Annotated in this window: 17 protein-coding genes and 1 tRNA gene; 13 read left to right on the forward strand and 5 right to left on the reverse strand. The window is 64.9% G+C overall.

Going from position 1 to position 16,866, the window contains the following annotated elements; genetic code table 11:
* Window positions 1-145: 145 nt before the first annotated feature.
* A complete protein-coding gene (locus tag AC1DGP_RS01570) occupies window positions 146-3,061 on the reverse strand; it encodes a sensor histidine kinase (RefSeq protein WP_476831665.1) in 2,916 nt (971 codons plus the stop codon).
* A gap of 216 nt (window positions 3,062-3,277) precedes the next feature.
* On the opposite strand from AC1DGP_RS01570, the gene AC1DGP_RS01575 reads away from it, so the two are divergent.
* The 6 genes from AC1DGP_RS01575 to AC1DGP_RS01600 all read left to right on the forward strand — a co-directional run bounded on the left by AC1DGP_RS01575 (window position 3,278) and on the right by AC1DGP_RS01600 (window position 7,999).
* Window positions 3,278-3,673: a phasin gene (locus tag AC1DGP_RS01575; protein ID WP_069877448.1), complete on the forward strand. Its 396-nt coding sequence runs from the start codon at window positions 3,278-3,280 to the stop codon at window positions 3,671-3,673.
* Between the two features lie 100 nt (window positions 3,674-3,773).
* Window positions 3,774-5,033: a hypothetical protein gene (locus AC1DGP_RS01580; RefSeq protein ID WP_476831666.1), complete on the forward strand. Its 1,260-nt coding sequence runs from the start codon at window positions 3,774-3,776 to the stop codon at window positions 5,031-5,033.
* A 150-nt stretch (window positions 5,034-5,183) separates the two neighbouring features.
* Window positions 5,184-5,260 (forward strand) — tRNA-His (locus tag AC1DGP_RS01585).
* A 1,364-nt stretch (window positions 5,261-6,624) separates the two neighbouring features.
* Window positions 6,625-6,981 (forward strand): HdeA/HdeB family chaperone, encoded by a 357-nt coding sequence (locus AC1DGP_RS01590; protein ID WP_476831667.1) that lies wholly within the window; start codon window positions 6,625-6,627, stop codon window positions 6,979-6,981.
* A gap of 225 nt (window positions 6,982-7,206) precedes the next feature.
* Window positions 7,207-7,635, forward strand: coding sequence for an Hsp20 family protein (locus AC1DGP_RS01595; RefSeq protein WP_043233104.1), 429 nt, complete (start codon window positions 7,207-7,209; stop codon window positions 7,633-7,635).
* 97 nt (window positions 7,636-7,732) lie between these two features.
* Window positions 7,733-7,999: a BQ00720 family protein gene (locus AC1DGP_RS01600; protein ID WP_441488957.1), complete on the forward strand. Its 267-nt coding sequence runs from the start codon at window positions 7,733-7,735 to the stop codon at window positions 7,997-7,999.
* 10 nt (window positions 8,000-8,009) lie between these two features.
* Here the strand turns inward: AC1DGP_RS01600 and AC1DGP_RS01605 are convergent, their stop codons facing one another.
* A complete protein-coding gene (locus tag AC1DGP_RS01605; protein WP_476831668.1) occupies window positions 8,010-8,783 on the reverse strand; it encodes an alpha/beta hydrolase in 774 nt (257 codons plus the stop codon).
* A 112-nt stretch (window positions 8,784-8,895) separates the two neighbouring features.
* Between AC1DGP_RS01605 and AC1DGP_RS01610 the strand changes: the two genes are divergently transcribed.
* Both AC1DGP_RS01610 and infC read left to right on the forward strand, forming a co-directional pair.
* Window positions 8,896-10,113 (forward strand): glycosyltransferase family 4 protein, encoded by a 1,218-nt coding sequence (locus AC1DGP_RS01610; protein ID WP_069877444.1) that lies wholly within the window; start codon window positions 8,896-8,898, stop codon window positions 10,111-10,113.
* A 107-nt stretch (window positions 10,114-10,220) separates the two neighbouring features.
* Entirely contained in the window at window positions 10,221-10,763 is a 543-nt protein-coding gene (infC, locus tag AC1DGP_RS01615; RefSeq protein WP_069877443.1) for a translation initiation factor IF-3, read from the forward strand.
* Window positions 10,764-10,955: 192 nt separating this feature from the next.
* Here the strand turns inward: infC and AC1DGP_RS01620 are convergent, their stop codons facing one another.
* Window positions 10,956-11,249 carry a GYD domain-containing protein gene (locus AC1DGP_RS01620; protein ID WP_441488959.1) on the reverse strand — a complete coding sequence of 98 codons (294 nt, stop codon included), beginning with the start codon at window positions 11,247-11,249 and terminating at the stop codon, window positions 10,956-10,958.
* A 250-nt stretch (window positions 11,250-11,499) separates the two neighbouring features.
* Complete coding sequence (locus AC1DGP_RS01625) at window positions 11,500-12,105, reverse strand: TetR/AcrR family transcriptional regulator (RefSeq protein WP_441506482.1); 606 nt, start codon at window positions 12,103-12,105, stop codon at window positions 11,500-11,502.
* Window positions 12,106-12,222: 117 nt separating this feature from the next.
* Between AC1DGP_RS01625 and AC1DGP_RS01630 the strand changes: the two genes are divergently transcribed.
* Complete coding sequence (locus tag AC1DGP_RS01630; protein WP_476831669.1) at window positions 12,223-13,446, forward strand: MFS transporter; 1,224 nt, start codon at window positions 12,223-12,225, stop codon at window positions 13,444-13,446.
* A 149-nt stretch (window positions 13,447-13,595) separates the two neighbouring features.
* Here the strand turns inward: AC1DGP_RS01630 and AC1DGP_RS01635 are convergent, their stop codons facing one another.
* Complete coding sequence (locus tag AC1DGP_RS01635; protein WP_476831670.1) at window positions 13,596-14,591, reverse strand: aldo/keto reductase; 996 nt, start codon at window positions 14,589-14,591, stop codon at window positions 13,596-13,598.
* 96 nt (window positions 14,592-14,687) lie between these two features.
* On the opposite strand from AC1DGP_RS01635, the gene AC1DGP_RS01640 reads away from it, so the two are divergent.
* The 4 genes from AC1DGP_RS01640 to rplT all read left to right on the forward strand — a co-directional run bounded on the left by AC1DGP_RS01640 (window position 14,688) and on the right by rplT (window position 16,818).
* Window positions 14,688-15,581 (forward strand): LysR family transcriptional regulator, encoded by an 894-nt coding sequence (locus AC1DGP_RS01640; RefSeq protein ID WP_476831671.1) that lies wholly within the window; start codon window positions 14,688-14,690, stop codon window positions 15,579-15,581.
* 42 nt (window positions 15,582-15,623) lie between these two features.
* On the forward strand, window positions 15,624-16,013 hold the full coding sequence (locus AC1DGP_RS01645; RefSeq protein ID WP_476831672.1) for a VOC family protein: 390 nt from the start codon (window positions 15,624-15,626) through the stop codon (window positions 16,011-16,013).
* Between the two features lie 201 nt (window positions 16,014-16,214).
* On the forward strand, window positions 16,215-16,415 hold the full coding sequence (gene rpmI / locus AC1DGP_RS01650; protein WP_043233081.1) for a 50S ribosomal protein L35: 201 nt from the start codon (window positions 16,215-16,217) through the stop codon (window positions 16,413-16,415).
* 28 nt (window positions 16,416-16,443) lie between these two features.
* Window positions 16,444-16,818, forward strand: a complete 375-nt coding sequence (gene rplT / locus AC1DGP_RS01655; RefSeq protein ID WP_043233082.1) for a 50S ribosomal protein L20 — start codon at window positions 16,444-16,446, stop codon at window positions 16,816-16,818.
* Window positions 16,819-16,866: the final 48 nt, after the last annotated feature.

Here is a 16,866-nt window from a genome sequence, read left to right on the forward strand (position 1 = left end):
CCGGGGCCGGTGCCTTCGGAGGCAGAGTTGCTCCGAACGTCAGAGCTTAGGCGCGCAAGACGACATCAAAGTAAAGGGCATGCGGGGCAGCTTCCGCTGCGACAAGGCGGCGCGCCCCGAGATGTAAACCGAAGGCGCGCGGGCCTCAGCCCGCCAGGACGCGCTGCGGCGGGAAGGTGATCTCGACCAGCGTGCCTTCCTTCTTGACGCTGGTGATGGTCATCGCCGCGCGGTTGGCTTCGACCAGCGCCTTGGTCAGCGGCAGGCCCAGGCCCGTGCCTCCGGCGCGTCGCGTCGTTGGCACCTGGCGGAACGGCTCCAGCGCCATTGCGATTTCGCTGTCGTCCATGCCGATGCCGGTATCGCGGACCCGCAGGATCGCCTCGCCCTGATCGCCGAGGGCCGTCGAGACGATGACCTGCCCGCCGGCATCGGTGAACTTCACCGCATTGGAGAGCAGGTTGATCACGATCTGACGGATCGAACGCTGATCGGCCACGACCGGCGGCAGCTTGGGCGAGAGCCCGGAGCGCAGCACCACGCGCCCACGTTGAGCCTCCGGCTGCAGCAGATTGACGACGGACAGCGCGATCTCGTTCAGATTGACGCTGACGAAGTCGAGATCGAGCTTGCCCGCCTCGATCTTGGCGAGGTCAAGCAAGTCATTGACCAGGCTGATGACGTAGCCGCCCGACTGGTGGATGTCGCGCAGGTATTCCTTGTAGCGTTCATTGGCGATGGGCCCGAAGCGCTCCTCGGCCATGACCTCGGCGAAGCCGATGATCGCGTTCAGCGGCGTGCGGATCTCATGGCTGATCTTGGCAAGCACGTCCGATTTCTGGGCGCTGGCCTTCTCGGCCGCCTTGCGGGCCTCGACCAATTCGCCTTCGGTCTTCTTCCAGGCGGTGATGTCGCGCAGCACGGCACAGAAGCGTCGCTCTGCGCCGTCGGCGATCTGGCCCATGGTCATGAACAGCGGAATGCGGCCGCCCTGACGCACGCGCGCCATGACCTCGCGCCCGTCATTCATCACCGAGGCGACGCCGCCGCCCTTGAGGCCTTCGAGGTAATCGAGGGCAGGAGCGTGGCTCTCCGGAGCGAAGAGCAACGTGAACAATTCGCCTGAGACCTCCCGCTGGTCGTAACCGAACAGGGCCTCCGCGGTCTTGTTGAGCGAGAGAATGCGGCCGCGCTCGTCGACGGTGACGACGCCGTCGGTCGCGGTATCAAGCACCGCGATCATCTCGCTGATCCGGGCTTCACGGGCGTCGATGTCGAGCCGCAACGCGTCGACGCGCGCCGCAATCTCGGCCTCCTCGGCCTCGAACTCGGCTGCGAGTTCCGCTTCCTCAGTCTCTTCCTCGGTCAGGACCTTGACCTCGCCGCCGCCATCGGGATGACGGAAGGCCATCAGCGTCGCGGGCTCGCCTTGCCATGAGACGCTCGACAGGCGGGCATCGACACTGACGAGATGGCCCGTCCGATCGACCAGGATCATGGTGCCGCCATCGGAGCGGGCCGCTCCCTTGATCATGCGGCTGATGCCGCCGCCGGACGTCAGGTCGGCGAGATCGGCGTAGTCGAGCAGATCGAGAAGCGTGCGATTGGCATAGAGCGGTTCGTCACCGCGGTTGACCAGGACTGCAACGGGCAGGCGGTCGAGCACATCGGCATGCGAATTCGGCAGGCGTTGCCGCGCCGCAGCTGCGGAGGGGGCGTCGACCGACGGCACCGGCTCGGAAACGAAGGACGCTTCCGCCGCAGCGGGCTTCGATTCCGCTGCCGCCGTGTCGACCGGCTCCGTCGGCTCGGGTGCCGGCTGGCCAGGGCGGTCGGCTTCTTCGTTCAGGCGCAACGGGACCGCCGGTGGCAGCCGGGGCTCGCCTTCGTCGTCTCCGGCGATGCGGGCGCCGAGCGCCTTGGCGATCTCGCGGAAAGCATTGCGCTCAGCGGAGGTCAGCAGCGCCTTCGAAGGTTCGAGCAGCGGTCTGACCGTCGTGAGATGACCGTTGCGAAGCGGCACGACATTGGCGCCGGCCTCGTTCGGAGGCGGAGTTTCGGTGCGAGCCGCCGGTGTCGGCTCCGTGGCCGGAACGTCGATGCTCATCTCCGGGGCTTTGCCTTCGTCGGCGCTGTCGGCGGACACCGCGACGAGCGGCGCGGGACCAGGCTCATCGGAGGCTGGGGCAGGGGGGGGCGGCGCTGAAGCGGGCACGGGGCTGTCCGACGCATCGGTGGGCAGCGGGAATGGTTCGCGCTCGATCATGCGGGCGAGACCAAAACCACGGAAACCTGCAAGATCACGCTTCGCATCGAGGACGGGCACACCGGAAAGCTCGACCCGAACCCCTTCGGCGAGGCCGGCAGTCCGCCACAGGACCGGGTGTCCGCTCCAGGTGGTGGCGGAGGCCAGCCGCTGGATCAGACTGCCCTCGCGGTCGAGCAGATCGCGGTCGATCAGCTCGAGCCAGCTACGACCGATCAGGCCTGCGGCGGCATCGGTCCCGACGATCTCGGCAATATCGGGCGAAAGACTCGTGAAGCGGCCGTCAACGTCGCTTTGCCAGACGAAACGCACGGTCGCGCGCTTCGGTGCAGCAATTGCCGGCGCCGGAGCGGGAGAAGCGACGGTTGCGCCCGGGGCAGATGGCGCCACGACACGTGGAGCCGGCGGAACCGTAATGCCGAGTCGGCGCAGCTCCGACGGAGCGATGGCGATCACGAGGATCTGTTGACCCTCTGGTCCCGTCAGCAACTTGCAGCCGCATGTCACCAGCGTGGCAGTGAAGCCGGGCGTCAGCCGGAGGCGTTCAAGGCGCAAATGATCCCGCGGAGCGAGCCCGCCGGCGAGCAGTGCCAGCCTGTTGCGCGTTGGTGTGGGCAATGATGTGCCATCGGCGTGCTGGCCGAGCAGTGCTTCGGCGCCCGCGTTGACAAAGCCGACCCGGGAAGTCTTCTGGTCCCAGAGCATCAAGGCGCCGTCCGCAATGAAGGGCGCCAGCGCTGCGTCTTTCGCTGCGTCTGTTCCCTGCATCGCCCAATCCTGCCCGGGTTCGCTCATTCCCATCCGCTCGTTCGGTCTGCGCCGATATGGCTAACAAAGCCTTAATAGCGGGCAAATGACTGCAAATCCATGGAACTGATGAAGGCTCTCCCGCGTCTGATCGAAACAGCGTTAACGTAGCGGGGTCACGCGATTGTCATTGCGCCGCAATAATGATATTGCAGTGCACAATCGAGTGGTAAACCAAGCCATCCACAGCCAGGAGGATAACCCATGACCGGCAAGACGCCTTATGAAGTGCCGACCGAGATGCGCGAGTTCGCCGAGCGCAGTGTCGAGCAGGCCCGCAAGGCCTTCGATGGCTTCATCGGCGCGGCCCACAAGGCAGTGGACGGTGCGCATGGTTCGGCCGAATCCGCACGCGTCAACGCTCAGGACGTGACCCGCAAGGCCATGACCTATGCCGAGAGCAACGTCGCCGCCGCCTTCGATCTCGCCCAGAAGCTGGTCAAGTCGAAGGACCTGACAGAGGTCCTGCAGCATCAGTCCGAATTCTTGAAGTCGCAGGTTGCGGCTCTCCAGGGCCAGCTCAAGGATCTGGGCGTTGCCGCCCAGGAGGTTGCGGCCAAGGCCGCCGAGACCGCCGCCAAGGCGACCAAGATGAAGTGAGTCGCCAGCGGCGCAGTACTGCGCCGCTCCACGCGACAAGGTCATTGGCGCCGGGCCAGGGCTCGGCGCCACCCGTTCGCTCGCTGAAGGAGGAATGACGATGGCTAAGCCTGCTCCGCCAAAGATCGGATCAAAGGCTCCGATCAGTCTCGCTTCCGTCAAGGCCCTCTCGGGCGACGCGCCGACTGAGTCGAAGGCCGCGCCAGCAATCCCGGCCGCGACCGGTCCGGTCGTCGGTGCGCCGCCTGCTGCTTTCGCTGCTGCAGTGGCCCCAACTCCAGTTTCCGCCCCTGCCAATCCTGCTCCAGCGCCTGCGGAGCCCGTCGCGGTTGCGCCGGTCAAGCCGGCTCCCGCGCCCGTCGTCGCCAAGCCGGCAGGTCCCTTTGCCGCCGTATCGCCGGCAGCTGCTGTCGTGGCCAAGCCGGTTGAGCCGCTGAAGGACGCCACCAAGCCTCCGGTCGCGCCGGTCCAGGCCGCGAGCGCTGTGCCGCCCGCCAAGGTCGCCGCTGTCCCGGCCTCCGCCGCGCCGTCTGCGGCCGTGAGCAAGCCGGTCGAGCCGCTGAAGAGCGCCGTCAAGCCTCCGGTTGCGCCAGTCCAGGCCGCCAGCGCTGTGCCGCCCGCCAAGGTCGCCGCTGTCCCGGCCTCCGCCGTGCCGTCTGCGGCCGTGAGCAAGCCGGTTGAGCCGCTGAAGAGCGCCGTCAAGCCTCCGGTTGCGCCAGTCCAGGCCGCCAGCGCTGTGCCGCCCGCCAAGGTCGCCGCTGCCCCCGTCTCGGCGCCAGTCGCGCCCGCTGCCAAGTCCGGGGTTGCGCGCCAGCCCGTAGCGGCTGCGGCCAAGGCCAAGCCGTCGACCAAGGTTCGTGTCGCAAAGCAGGTGACCAGAAAGCCGGCTGCCGCTGCCAAGGCAGTTTCGACTGCGGCCACCAGCCAGCCGGCCGCTATCCTCAAATCGGCCGCAGAAGTCGGTGCCGCCGCCGTAAAGACCGGCACGGAAGTCGTGAAGAAGGCGACGGCGACCGTCTCCGCAGACGTTCGGAAGCTTGCCAGCGCGGCCCCACCGGTTGCGGCCGCTGTATCGCCGCTTTCGCGCCCACCGGAATTTGCGACGCTGTCAGCTTCGACCTGGCTGGCTCAGATGCTCGCCGCTGCACGCGTGGTCGGCGCGCTGCAGGCAAAGGTTCTCGACCATGCCTGTACCGAGCTGAAAGCAGCATTGAGCGAGGCGGAGACGCTCGCCAGGACGGACAATCCCGCCGATGCGGTGGTGATTCACGCCAAGGCGTTGCGCCGTGGCTACGAGGCCTATTCCGCCCATGTGACGGATCTGGCACGCACCGCGCAGGCCGTTTTGCGGCGGGATTGAAGGGGCAAACGACGGCGCGCTGGATTTCGTGTGGTGCGGTGCATTTCGGCGGTTGCAATCGCGCCGCGACGGCACTAGGTTCCGCGCCGCCGGCCAGTTCGCATCCTTGCGCGGTCTGGCAGGGCGCCCGAAGGGCGCCGAGAGTGCCGTGCAGCCATAGCTCAGTTGGTTAGAGCGCTAGATTGTGGATCTAGAGGTCCCCCGTTCAAGCCGGGGTGGCTGTACCATTCCCCCCCGTTGAAAATCATCGATCGTGTCGGAGGCGTGTCCGGTTGGACTGGCCTCGCCTGTCGGGGCTCCGCGCGGATTTGAGCGACCCGACGCGTGGGCTCCCGGGCTCCCTTTCGAAGTCGCCGCGATTCGGGGCAGTGCCGTCCAGATGAAGCGGCCATGTGCGGCACATCCATCGCGGGATGGGATGTCAGCGCCCCAGTGGCCCTGATCAGCGGCCGGTGCGGGCCTTCAGGCGTTTTGGTGCTATCAACGTCCGCGCGCTTGTGGTGGGGCTCGGCACGGGCGCGTGGCGGGGCAGGGTGTCGGTGTCTGCCAAAGGCGTCGACATGCTGCGGCATCGGGCGAGGCCGATCCGCCGTCAACGCCCCCGCGTGATCTGCGCCGCAGCCGCCGTCAGCATCGGCTATCCCCCTGGTGCGCCGCGCGTCAAATAGACCGGCGACGCGCATTTCGATGGTGGCTCACAGGCGCCACATTCCGGACGCGCGAATCCCATTTTCGAATCGGGTGTCGGTGGTGTCGGTGATGTCATCGGTCCTTCCGTCGAAGTAGATGTGATGTTATCCTCCCCAGCGCTTGTTATCTTCAAAGTCCCGGGGACCTGAAATGACAAAAGTTAAACTTGCGATTTTCACAATGGCGACGGTCGGAATCGCCTTCACCGGTCTTGCCGCGACAACGGCTCCCGCAAATGCTGTCATTTATTGCAGCTATATCGGTTATCCCGCCGGGTGCGTCGCGCGGCCCGGCGTTCGTCTCGTAGCTCGGCCCGTTGGGGTCGGTGCCGTGACAGCGCCTCGTCCGGGGAATCGCAATGGTGGGGTCAACAGGGTCGGCGTCCGTCGCTAGCGCCTGATTCTGTTATCACGAGCCATCAGAGCCTTCGCTGATCGTTCAGCAACCGCCGGGCGTTTTTGAACGTCCTCCGGTTCCTCAACGATCGGCAGAGGGCGTGTTCGTGCGCCGCCGCGGCAGACCCCCGAGCGGCGCGTCATTCGTGGCGACGTCCGGAGCTCCGCTTAGAGTTTCTCCCTCGATTCCAGATTGAAATGGCATAGCCCGAGATTGGATGTCCGGCTCTCGGATAGCGGACTTGAAGTTCGCTTCGCTCCGAATACAACTTGTGCAGCCGAAGTGGATCAGTCCAATGTTGTGGCGTCGCTCGTAACTGCCAAAAATGAGCGACGTCCCAGCCTCGCGCGCAGGCACGACAACAAGCCGCTTTTTCCGTCATCTGAGCTGAGAAAGAATAACGACTGGCGGATACTGAACTCGAGAAAACCTGCTGACGAGCTTTCGACGGTCTAGTCTGGCATCGCCTCCCATTCTCAATCTTTGGATAATGAAGGAACGAACCATGCGCAGCCTCGCCTTTGCCACCGCAGCTTTCATCGCCTTCGCCACATCCGGTGCGAATGCACAGGTTGAGCTGAAAACCTACGCCGACGCGAACGGTTACATCGATGTCCAGAAACTGACCTGTGCCCAGCTGGCCGGTACTTTCCAGCAAGACGCCGATCTCCTGACGACGTGGTATAGCGGCTGGTACAATGGCCTTGGCAAAAAACACTTCATCAACGTCGCGYGGGCCAGGGAGGCCGAGCACGAGACCATTGTCTACTGCAAGGCCAACCCAAAGGTGACAGTCATCAAGGCGATGGGCCTGGTGTTCGACAAGATGCGCAAGGAGCGTGGCATCGTCCTCGCCAAATGATGCGGGGCGCGAACCGGCGCCGCTGATCGCCCTCGCGCGGCGTCGCGATTTGGCCGAGTGACGGCCTGTCGACGTTGCGCTTGTGGGCTGAGCTTTCGACGGTCTTGAACCCGTTGCTGGCGATTGCCATATCACCATCAAGCGGAAGGGCTTCGCCTTCCGCCTGCGGAGTGCTGCGCCAGCGGGCTCCGATCGATAGATGAGGCGCCTTTCGAGGGCTTCTGCATGACGCGTACGCCTAGCCTGTCCCATCCTTTCCTGCTTGGGTTCGATGATATCGAACGCGCGCTGGACCGGGTCGCGAAAGGCGCAAGCGAGGGATATCCTCCCTACAATATCGAGCGCATGCCGCGCACGGAGGATGAGCCGGATCGTCTCCGGATCACTCTTGCCGTGGCGGGGTTCTCGCGAGACCAGCTTGAGATCACGCTGGAAGAGAACCAGCTCACCATTCGTGGCCGACAGAGCGACGACAAGAGCAGGCAGTTCCTGCATCGCGGCATCGCGGCGCGTCAGTTCCAACGCTCCTTTCTGCTGGCTGACGGAATGCAGGTACTCGGGGCGGATTTGTCGAATGGCCTGCTAGCCATTGATTTGGTCAGGCCGGAACCGGAGCGGCTCATCAGGCGTATTGATATTATCAGTCGCGATTGAGCCCAAGGTCGGAACGAAGGCTTCGCGGTTGTGCTTTCGTTCATGATCTGGTGATCAACATAGGAACCGCCATTCGCACTGCTCAAAGGAGGGCGCGATGACTGAAGAGACCAATGTTATTCGCACGCCACCACTGACCCAGGCAGAATTCGCTGCACTTGGCACGGGCGAAGTGGCCTATCTCAAGCCGATGAGTTCCGAGGAATTGCTGAGGATCTTTCCGCAGGCTCCGGAAATCGAGCCGGGCCTCAAGCTTTTCGCGCTGCTCTCCGCCGATGGTGCGCCGATCCTGGTAACCGATTCCCGGGAAGCTGCGACCGCCAATGCCTGGGAACACGACCTGCGGATGGTCAGCGTGCATTGAACTGCGAGCGTCAGGCGGTGGCGATTTCCGCCACCGCAGCCTGCAGTTTCGCAATGTCGAGCGGCGTCGAGAGCCGGTGATCGCCGTCCTTGATCAAGGTCAGCGTCACGGGATCGCCGCTCAGGTGTTCCACCAGCTTGATCGCATGCTGCCAGGGAACGTCGGGGTCCTGCATTCCCTGGAGGATATGGATGGGGCAACCCGTCTTGATCTCGCCGCCGAAGAGGAGATGGCTGCGGCCATCCTCGATCAGCGCCCGCGTGATCGGCGTCGGCTCCGGCGAATAGGCGGATGGGCGCTGCCAGACTCCGTCACGCAGGATCGTCTCGCGAATCGCTGTCGGCATCTGAGCCCACATCAGCTCTTCGGAGAAATCCACCGCGGGCGCGATCAGCACCATGCCGGCGGGAGCAAGAGCGGTGCCCCGCAGTCTCCGGGCCGCGAGCAGCGCAATCCAGCCTCCCATCGACGAGCCGACCAGAACCGGGGGCGCCGCGCAGCGCGCGGCAATGACGGCGAGCGTGTCCTCCAGCCAATGCGACAAGGTCCAGCGACCGAAATCGCCACCTGTCTCGCCATGTCCGGAATAGTCGAAGCGCAGGAAGGCGCGTCCGCTGCAGCTTGCCCACTGCGCGAGTGCGTCAGCCTTGGTCGCCCGCATGTCGGAGCGAAAGCCGCCGAGCCAGACGACGGGATGTCCCGTTCCCGGCTGCTCCAGAAAGGCGATGCGGCGGCCGTCCGCGCCGTTGCCGACATCAAGCCATTGCGGGGCAGGCTGCTCCACCTGAAATCTCCTGTGACGAATCTGTCCTGTCAGGGCATTATAGGCTGGGATCGGCCCTGTGCGCTGTCATACTGTCCGCCTCCGATCCGAGAGATTTTTTGAAACGGTGAACATGTCCTTGCGGTCAGGCGCGCATCCGTCGCTGCCTTCGACGGATAATCATCCCCTGAGCGGGCGGACCATCCTGCAGATCATCCCCGATCTCGAGGCAGGTGGAGCCGAGCGTACGACGGTCGATATCGCCCAGGGGCTGACCGAAGCCGGCGCGCGCGCGCTCGTCGCGACCGAGGGCGGCCGCCTTGTCGCCGAGCTGCAGGCGAAGGGCGGCGTCTGGCTGCCGTTCCCGGCTGCTTCGAAGAACCCGGTCACGATGGCGCTCAATGTGCGCAAGCTCGTGCTGCTCTGCCGACGGGAGCGCGTTGAATTGATTCACGCCCGTTCGCGGGCGCCGGCCTGGGTTGCGCTTGCCGCGGCGCGTGCGCTCAAGCTGCCCTTCGTCACCACCTATCATGGCTCCTATGCCAGCCGCTCGGCGGTGAAGACGCAGTATAATTCGGTCATGGCGCGCGGCGACGTGGTCATCGCCAATTCCCGCTACACGGCCGACCTGATTCTGGCGAAGCACGGCTTTGCGCGTGACCGCATCCGTGTCGTCCATCGCGGCACCAATTTCTCGGCCTTCGCGCCATCCGCGGTCGGGCCGGAACGAGTCCAGGCCTTGCGTCGTGCCTGGGGCGTCGAGCCACATCAGCGCATCGTGCTCTTGCCGGGACGACTGACCGGCTGGAAGGGCCATCGTGTGCTGATCGAGGCGGCTCGCCTTCTGCGCGAGGGCGGCGACAACGATACCGCCTTCATCTTCGCAGGCGACCATCAGGGCCGCGATGGCTATGTCAGGGAGCTCGACCAGGCCATCGCCAAGGCCGGGCTCGAAGAACAGGTCAAGCGCGTCGGCCATTGCACCGACATGCCGGCGGCCTTGCTCGCGGCGGCGGTCGTCACCGTGCCCTCGACCGAGCCGGAGGCCTTCGGCCGTGTTGCGGTCGAGGCGCAAGCCATGGGCATTCCGGTTGTGGTCTCCGATCTCGGAGCAGTTCCCGAAACCGTACTCGCGCCGCCGCAGACGGCTCCCGGCGAGCGCACGGGCTGGCGCGTGCCGCCGGGCGATGCGTCTGCACTGGCCGCGGGCCTCAAGGAGGCGCTGGCGCTGCGCCCCTCGGCGCGCGATGCGCTGGCCCGCCGGGCCCGCCTCCATGTCGAGCAGCACTTTTCGCTCGAGAACATGGTCAGCGAAACCCTCGACGTCTATTGCGCCTTGCTTGGGCGCTAGGCTCTGTACTTGAGCGGGTGTTGCCGTGTTTGCATTGACAATGCCCGACTTTATGCAATGTGTCTGATCAACGGTGCCGACAGCACCATTCATAGGAGAATACAGCCATTCGCCGTCCGTTCCGCGCTGCCCCAACCCCGACCAAAGACGGTCCGCGTTCTAACCGCGACATCCGCGGTGTCCGTGAGGTTCAGCTCATTGACGATACCGGCGCCAACCGTGGCGTTGTGTCGTTCTTCGAGGCCCTGAAGATTGCCGAGGATGCCGGTCTCGACCTGGTCGAGATCGCCCCCAATTCAGTGCCTCCGGTCTGCAAGATTCTCGACTACGGCCGCTTCCGCTTTCTGGAGCAGAAGAAGGCCGCCGAGGCGCGCAAGAAGCAGCGCACCATCGAGATCAAGGAGATCAAGCTCCGGCCGGGCATCGACAAGCACGACTACGACGTCAAGATGAAGGCCATGCACGGCTTCTTCGAGGAGGGCGACAAGGTCAAGGTGACCCTGCGCTTCCGCGGCCGCGAAATGGCGCACCAGGACCTCGGCGTGAAGGTGCTCGAGCGGGTCAAGGCTGATCTTGTCGATGTTGCCAAGGTCGAGAGCGACTGGCAGCTTGAGGGTCGCCAGATGGTGATGGTCCTGGCGCCAAAATAGGTCGCCTGGAGCGCCCTGCCTCGGAATCAGGTTGAGACAAGGCCCGGCCGCTTCGGCTGGGCCTTGTCTCATTTGATCCCTGCTGGGTCGTCCTAAGGCATCGGCCCGAAAAGTGGATTGCGGTTTTCCGAAAGGCCGATGCAAACACAGAAGACCAGATCATCGGACCGGTTATGAATCCGGTCCGATGATCTAGCTGACGGAGCGAATGATCTCGCGATAGGCGGCTTCCGGAAATGCCTTGAGCGTTTGCGTTCTCACATTGCCGTGCATTGCCAGTTGCAGGCAGAAGCGCGCCAGAACGGCATCGTCTGGTGCCTCGCAGACGATGACCATGTCGTATTTCCCCATCGTCATGAAGAAGGCCTTGAAGTCGCCGCCCATGTCGCGCAGCAGCTTCCTGGCCGTGTCGAGGCGGGTCGGCGAGTCCTTTACGTTGCGCGCGCCCTGGTCGGTCCAGTTGGTCAGCAGGATATAGGTCGTCATCACGCTTCTCCCTGGCTGGGCCCGGCCCATGCGTCGGAAGTGTCGTGTGCGGCGGCCCGATCGTCGCCGCTCGGTCTAGGACGGGATGTTTCGCCATCCGCCGGGCCTCTGGCGCCAGTGTAAAGCATCGACCCGAAAAGTGGATTGCGGTTTTCGGGACAGCCGATGCTCCAACGTGACCGTCAGCGGCGCTGCCGGCCGTCGCCGCCGACTATGGCGCGTCCCGGGCGAGGCTCCGGCGGGCGACCCCTCAACCACTCCCGGCAGGGTGAAGCAGCAATCCGTCCAGCATGGCATTAAAGGCCGCGATCGCCCGGTGAGAGGCGGCTTGCGGGTTCTCGGCATGGGCGATCCATTGTGCCGCATGTTGCGTCGCACCGGAGATCAGGCGGGCGGCCGCCTCGGGGTCGATCGCGAGCAGGATCCTGTCCGCGACAAGCGTCTCGAGGCTCGCCGTCATCGAACGGATGCAGGCGCTCTGCGTTGGCCAGTTCCAGGGATCGCCGAGGACGGCTGGCCCATCGCGTAGGACGATGCGCTGGATCTCCGGCTCCAGCGCCATCTCGATATAGGCGGTGCACTCGTCGCGGAAGCCGGCCCATTTATCTGCCGCACTGGCGGAGACGATGCGAAGGCGCTCGTTCATTTCGTCATCGATTTCGGAGATCACGGCCCTGAGCAGGCCCTTCTTGTCACCGAAGTGATGGTAGAGCGCCCCGCGTGTCAGTCCGACGGCGGCGGTCAGTTCATCCATCGAGGCGTCGGCATAGCCCACGGTGCCGAAGGCATGGCGCGCCGCACCGAGGAGCTTGGCCCGCGTCTCGGCGATCATCTCCGTGCGTGGTCTGCGAGCCATCCATGTTCCTTTCGCATACGCGGCGTATGTCAATTGACACGGGCCGGGTCGGCTCCTACTTCACTTTCATACGCTCCGTATGTAAGTGGTACAGAAACTTCTGGAAAGAGGCCCGTCATGGCCAACCCCTATCGCGAGATCTTCAGGGCTCCAGGCGCTATCGCGTTCTCGGCGACGGGCTTCATCGCGCGCATGCCGGTCTCGATGGTAACGCTCGGCGTCGTCACCATGCTGTCCCAGGCGCGCGGCGAATACTGGCTGGCAGGGGCGGTCGCGGCGACCTTCGCCTTGTCCAACGCACTGATCGCGCCTCAGCTCTCCAGGCTGGTCGATCGCTACGGGCAGCGTCGGCTGCTCATTCCCGCAACACTCGCAGCGATTGCGGCGCTATCGGGCCTGATGCTGTCGACCCGCTACGAAGCGCCCGTCTGGGCTCTTTTCGTCTTCGCCATGCTGTCAGGAACGATGCCGAGCATATCGGCGATGGTCAGGGCGCGCTGGACCGAGCTTTATCGCGATACGCCGAAGCTGCGGACCGCCTTCGCCTTCGAGTCGGTGGTCGACGAGGTCATCTACATGACCGGGCCGGTCATCGCGATCGGGCTGAGCGTATCCTTCTTTCCAGAGGCAGGGCCGCTCGCCGCGACGCTGCTGCTGACCGTCGGAACTGCGCTGTTCGTCGCGCAGCGGGCATCCGAACCGCCCGTGCATCCGCAGGGGGCGAGTGGCGGTGACTCGGTCATTCGCCTCGCGTCGGTGCGGATCATCGCCTTCATCCTGATTGCGATCGGCACGATCTTCGGAACGGCCGAGGTCACCGCCGTTGCCTTCGCCGAGGCGCAAGGGAACAAGGCTGCCGCCAGTTTCGTCCTGGCGAGCTATGCCGCGGGATCGCTGATCACGGGGATCGTGTTCGGCGCGCTCAAGCTGCGCATGTCGCTGGCCAGCCAGTTGCTGATTGCGATTGCGCTTGCAGCGGTGACCACGCTGCCTCTGCTCGCCGTCAACAGCATCGGCAGCCTTGCCGTCGTGGTGTTCCTGGCCGGCGCTGCCGTTTCGCCGACGATCATCGTCTCGATCGGCCTGATCGAGCGCCTCGTCCCGGCTGCGAAACTGACCGAGGGCATCACCTGGGCCATGACCGGCATCGGTATCGGCATGGCGGTGGGCTCTTCCGCCTCAGGCTGGGTCATCGACGGGTTTGGCGCGCGCAGTGGTTTCTGGATTTCGGTTGCCGCAGGCGGCGTTGCCCTCGCGACGGCCTTGCTTGGTTATCGCCGCCTGCATGGTGAGAAGCCGCAGCCCGTCCTGCGTGAGGCCGCAGCCTGTATCGGCCCTTAGGGGCAGAACGCCGAAAGGGGCAGAGCCTTCGCATCATTGTAGCCGCGCCGGAGCATCCGATCCGTGGGGCCTGCCATCATTGGCCTGCGTGAGCGCTCGTCGAAGAAGGAGGCGCGCAGAGCGCGCCTCCTGAACGATGCCCGACAGGGCTAGCCGTCGACGAGGGCGAGCGCGGCGTCGGTGTAGCGTTTGCCCGCCACGTCGGCCGGCGTGAGCGCTTCGCCTATGGCTGCTGTTTCGTCGGTGGTCAGGACGATGTCGGCCGCCGCCCTGTTCTGCTCCAGATGGGTCATCTTGCGCGCACCGGGGATCGGCGCGATGAAGTCCCCCTGATGCAGCACCCAGGCCAGCGCAAGCTGCGCGGCGGTGACGTTCTTGCTCGCGGCCAGGCGTTCCAGCCGTTCGACGAGCGCCGCGTTGGCTTCCAACGCTTCGGCCTGGAAGCGTGGCAGGGTCCGGCGCCAGTCCTCGCTGCCCAACTCGTCGAGCGTCCGGATCGTGCCGGTGAGCAGGCCGCGGCCGAGCGGGCTGTAGGGCACGAACCCGATTCCGAGCTCACGGCAGACGGCGAGCACGCCGTCTTCAGGCTCGCGGCTCCACAACGAATATTCGCTCTGGACGGCCGCGATCGGATGCACCGCGTGCGCCCGGCGGATCGTCGAGGCATTGGCCTCGGACAGGCCGAGCGCTCGGACTTTGCCCTCGCGCACGAGATCGGCCATGGCGCCGACCGTATCCTCGATCGGCACATTCGGGTCGACGCGGTGCTGGTAATAGAGATCGATCACGTCGATCCCGAGCCGCTTGAGCGAGGCTTCCGCCACGGCCCTCACATGTTCCGGCCGGCTGTCGAGCCCCGCCATGCGCTCCGGTCCCTTGCCCTCTTCGAGGATCCTGAACCCGAACTTCGTGGCGATCACCACCTGGTCGCGCACAGGCCTGAGCGCCTTGCCCAGCAGGACCTCGTTCTCGAATGGGCCATAGACTTCGGCGGTGTCGAAGAGGGTCACTCCGATATCGACGGCGCGCCGCAAGGTGGCGATCGCGGCGCTCTCTTCCTGGCCACCATAGGCGAAGGTCATCCCCATGCAGCCGAGGCCGACGGGGAAGACTTCGAGTTCTTGACCAAGCTTGCGAATTTGCATCACGGGCTCCTCTTTTGTGATCCGATACAGATGAGGCTTGCGCCACTGATCGATAATCACCTGGAGAAAGCACGGCCTGTTCGATAAAACAGATCAATGAACCGCGCTGATCTCCCGCATCTCGCCGTCCTGGCGGCCGTCGCCCGCAATCGGGGTTTCCGTGGCGCGGCACGCGAGCTCGGCATTGCGCCGTCCGCCGTCAGCCATGCCGTGTCGCTGCTGGAGGCCCGGCTCGGCGTGCGCTTGCTGGCGCGCAGTACGCGCAGCGTCGCTCCCACCGAGGCCGGGGCGCAGCTTCTGGAACGGCTGCTGCCGGCGATGTCGGAGATCGCCCTGGCGCTGGAAGTGGCAGCTGCCTCGCGCGACGAGCCCGCCGGCAATCTTCGCCTCACCGTGCCGCGCACCGCCGCTCATCTGGTACTGGCGCCGAAGCTCGGCGCCTTTGCCGCGGCCTATCCGGAAATCGTGATCGAGATCGTCATTGACGACAGATTCGCTGATGTCGTCGCGGGCGGGTTCGATGCCGGGATCCGGCTCGGCGAGAGCCTGCAGCGCGACATGATCGCCGTTCGCATCGGGCCGCGCATGCGTGGCGTCGCGGTTGCGGCCCCGGCCTATTTCGCCGGGCGTGACATGCCGCTGACGCCGCACGAACTGCCCGGGCATCGCTGCATCCGCTTCCGCTTCGAAAGTGGCGTGATCTATCGCTGGGAGTTCGAGAAGGACGGTCTCGTCGTCGAACCCGAAGTCACGGGGCCGCTGATCCTGGGCGATGACCGGCTCGTCCTCCAGGCCGCGCTTGATGGTGCCGGCATCGCATTCCTCTTCGATGACTATGTCCGCGATGGGCTCGGGCAGGGCAGGCTGGTGTCTGTTCTGGAGGATTGGTGTCCACCCTTCGACGGGTTCTACGTGTATTATCCGAGCCGCCGGCAGATGCGCCCGGCGCTGCGGGCTTTCATCGACTTCTTCCGCGCTGATAAGGGGTAGCGCTGCCGCACGCTTCCGGGCCCGTTGGGCTCCCTTCCGATCATGACCACGAGGATTTCCGTGACGGGTTCTATTTCGGCCGTTCTGGTTCACGTCTCGGACGTGGTCGCGGGGCTCGCTTGGTATCGCAGCGCATTTCCCCGCGCCGTTCCGGCGACGAGCCAGCCTTCGGGATTCGCCTTTCTGCAGATTGGCGAGACGCAACTTGAAATCGTTCCGGGTGACACGAAGGTGGCCAGCGGCGCTACCGGCTCGATTGTCTATTGGCGGGTGGAGGATTTCGAGCGATCGCTTGCCCATTTGCAGGCGGTCGGCGCGGTTCTCTATCGCGGGCCGCTGGCCATCGACGGTGATCTGTGGATGTGCCAGGTTCGCGATCCTTGGGGCAATTGCATCGGGATCAGAGGGCCTCGCGCCGAAAAGCTGGGCTGATCGGGATAAACCCGTTCCGGTTCGCCATGCGGCCTTTTAGGCATGAGTGGCGCCTGCACTTGCCAGCCCCGGGCTTTTCTGTCATATGCGCGCCCTTCGATCGCCCGGCTGATAAGGGCTGCCGTGGCGGTCGTTCTTTGCTTCCAGCAAGCAAAATCGAAGCGGCGCATCTCGCGCGTCCGCGACCATTGAGGAGCTGAAATGCCCAAGATCAAGACGAAGTCGAGCGCCAAAAAGCGCTTCAAGATCACCGGAACCGGCAAGGTGCTCTACGCCCAGGCCGGCAAGCGTCACGGCATGATCAAGCGGACCAACAAGCAGATCCGCAATCACCGCGGCACGGCAACCCTCTTCGAGGGCGATGCCGCCAACGTGAAAAAATACTTCCTGCCGAACGGCTGACGCCCTCTAACCTTTCCGGAGATCACACATGGCTCGCGTGAAACGGGGCGTAACGTCCCACGCCAAGCACAAGAAGACACTTAAGGCCGCCAAGGGTTTTTATGGCCGCCGCAAGAATACGATCCGCGCTGCCAAGGCGGCCGTCGATCGTTCGATGCAGTATGCCTATCGCGACCGCAAGAACCGGAAGCGCTCGTTCCGCGCGCTCTGGATCCAGCGCCTCAACGCTGCGGTGCGTGAGCATGACTTGACGTACTCGGTCTTCATTGGCGGTCTCGCCAAGGCCGGTATCGAGCTCGATCGCAAGACGCTGTCGGCGCTGGCCATCGACGACGCAGCCGCCTTCGCGGCCGTGGTCGAGACGGTGAAGGGTGCCCTCGGCGCGGAAGCCAAGGCCGCCTGAGTTTCGCCTCGGCGAAGTGAATTGGAAAAGGCCGGCAGCGATGCCGGC

Source organism: Allobosea sp. 05T433 (assembly GCF_056396065.1).

Bases quoted from the DNA above. Each gene is read 5' to 3' on its own strand.
- AC1DGP_RS01640 (WP_476831671.1), top strand. From the start codon at position 14,688: ATGAACCGCGCTGATCTCCCGCATCTCGCCGTCCTGGCGGCCGTCGCC.
- AC1DGP_RS01635 (WP_476831670.1), bottom strand. From the start codon at position 14,591: ATGCAAATTCGCAAGCTTGGTCAAGAACTCGAAGTCTTCCCCGTCGGC.
- AC1DGP_RS01610 (WP_069877444.1), top strand. From the start codon at position 8,896: ATGTCCTTGCGGTCAGGCGCGCATCCGTCGCTGCCTTCGACGGATAAT.
- AC1DGP_RS01625 (WP_441506482.1), bottom strand. From the start codon at position 12,105: ATGGCTCGCAGACCACGCACGGAGATGATCGCCGAGACGCGGGCCAAG.
- AC1DGP_RS01595 (WP_043233104.1), top strand. From the start codon at position 7,207: ATGACGCGTACGCCTAGCCTGTCCCATCCTTTCCTGCTTGGGTTCGAT.
- AC1DGP_RS01570 (WP_476831665.1), bottom strand. From the start codon at position 3,061: ATGAGCGAACCCGGGCAGGATTGGGCGATGCAGGGAACAGACGCAGCG.
- rplT (WP_043233082.1), top strand. From the start codon at position 16,444: ATGGCTCGCGTGAAACGGGGCGTAACGTCCCACGCCAAGCACAAGAAG.
- AC1DGP_RS01630 (WP_476831669.1), top strand. From the start codon at position 12,223: ATGGCCAACCCCTATCGCGAGATCTTCAGGGCTCCAGGCGCTATCGCG.
- AC1DGP_RS01600 (WP_441488957.1), top strand. From the start codon at position 7,733: ATGACTGAAGAGACCAATGTTATTCGCACGCCACCACTGACCCAGGCA.
- AC1DGP_RS01620 (WP_441488959.1), bottom strand. From the start codon at position 11,249: ATGACGACCTATATCCTGCTGACCAACTGGACCGACCAGGGCGCGCGC.
- AC1DGP_RS01575 (WP_069877448.1), top strand. From the start codon at position 3,278: ATGACCGGCAAGACGCCTTATGAAGTGCCGACCGAGATGCGCGAGTTC.
- rpmI (WP_043233081.1), top strand. From the start codon at position 16,215: ATGCCCAAGATCAAGACGAAGTCGAGCGCCAAAAAGCGCTTCAAGATC.
- AC1DGP_RS01645 (WP_476831672.1), top strand. From the start codon at position 15,624: ATGACCACGAGGATTTCCGTGACGGGTTCTATTTCGGCCGTTCTGGTT.
- AC1DGP_RS01580 (WP_476831666.1), top strand. From the start codon at position 3,774: ATGGCTAAGCCTGCTCCGCCAAAGATCGGATCAAAGGCTCCGATCAGT.